Annotated in this window: 1 protein-coding gene; it reads right to left on the reverse strand. The window is 40.6% G+C overall.

Annotation, left to right across the window (positions count from 1 at the left end; genetic code table 11):
• Nucleotides 1-99 precede the first annotated feature (99 nt).
• Nucleotides 100-726 carry an SGNH/GDSL hydrolase family protein gene (locus O9290_RS21840; protein ID WP_288056226.1) on the reverse strand — a complete coding sequence of 209 codons (627 nt, stop codon included), beginning with the start codon at nt 724-726 and terminating at the stop codon, nt 100-102.
• Nucleotides 727-1,433 lie beyond the last annotated feature (707 nt).

Raw genomic sequence — 1,433 nt, forward strand, 5'->3', positions numbered from 1 at the left:
GATAAATTCTCTCTAGCATTTTCTGGCTCTCGGGGTTTAGGTCTCTAATCAATCTCATTGTATTTTCCTGCTGCTTCGTTTTTTTATGTATTATACTTCTTAATTTTTTATTTGGGTAATTAATTTTGCATGACTACTTACTATTTCTAGAATGTAGCTGCTTAATTTATCTGCACCAATTGCAGATGGCTCAATCGGATTAGCGTAATCAGATGTACTGGTAAAGATTTGGCGCAGATCAATAATTGGTAGTTTATAGGCTATTGCTGTTTGAATTATCACATCATTCCAAAATGTGAGTGCAGTTGTCGCTATGCTTTGGTATTCTGACTGCTCAAATCTTGGCTCGTAGATGGTGCAAATTGTTATTGGCAACTGTTTTTCCAGTAGCTCTTTGATTGCACTTACATAGTTAGCACGAAAATCTCCGACCAGCCTTGAAAATTTAATTATTACTTCTGCAACAGATTGTGCCCTCTGAGATAGATAGTCGATGTTGCGTAAAGCATCATTTCCCCCAACACTCAAAAACAAGTGAGTTGAGTCTTTAGGTAGCTTCTGAACTTGAGCATGGAGATCCGTGGTAATAGAACCATCAATAGCGAGTAAAGTGGCTTTCCATCCTAAAGGTATTTTGCGCTTAAGGTAATGGATAACATCTTCTTCAACATCCACATAAGGAGCATTATCAAATATGCTGTCGCCGAGCAAGACGATGTGGGTCATAAATCTATACCTCAAAATTTTCCACTTGCGCAAAGAAGCAATGCGACATAACTACATATTATAGGTCAACTTTCTGTATAACACTCTCTGGGGTAACGATATAGGTCAACTTTCTGTATAACACTCCATTTAGGCGCAATCGCCGGAACTTTTCCCTATATCACCCCCAAAAGCGTGTTAGCCAGATTAGCATATTGCCAAAAACCTTGGTTAACTAAATTCCTGACAATTAGGCTCATTCTAGCGATGATTCTTCGATCTGACCGCACCCATTGACAAAAATTTACAATTATTCGACCTTTAGCGATCGCTATCGGGGGATAGTTGTTTTTTGTTACAGCAGTGGGGGAGAAGGGAGCGGGTTTTTCAAGTTGAATTGGCAGTTAATCATACTATTAAAAACCGATTCAGTATAAAGACCCCGTTATGCCGTGTCCCTACAGATAGACTTCAATGGCTCTAGCATTCGGCGCGTCACGGAATGAATATTCGCCTTGCGCCTCGATAGGTATCAATATCAAGCACAATTTCAACAAGACTTTCAACACACCGACCTCGATATTCGGAATCATCGGAAATTTTGGGTCTGAAACCCCGCCGTTCTAGGTTGGCTTTACGTTAGAATTAAAAGGCCAGTCTCGAAAACCAAGTGGACGGCGCAGCACCTTGAAAACTCGGCTTAGGGGGTTCCGACCAGAAAAGCTTGG

Source organism: Microcystis sp. LE19-41.2A (assembly GCF_027530405.1).
In the GTDB taxonomy this organism is placed as follows: domain Bacteria; phylum Cyanobacteriota; class Cyanobacteriia; order Cyanobacteriales; family Microcystaceae; genus Microcystis; species Microcystis aeruginosa.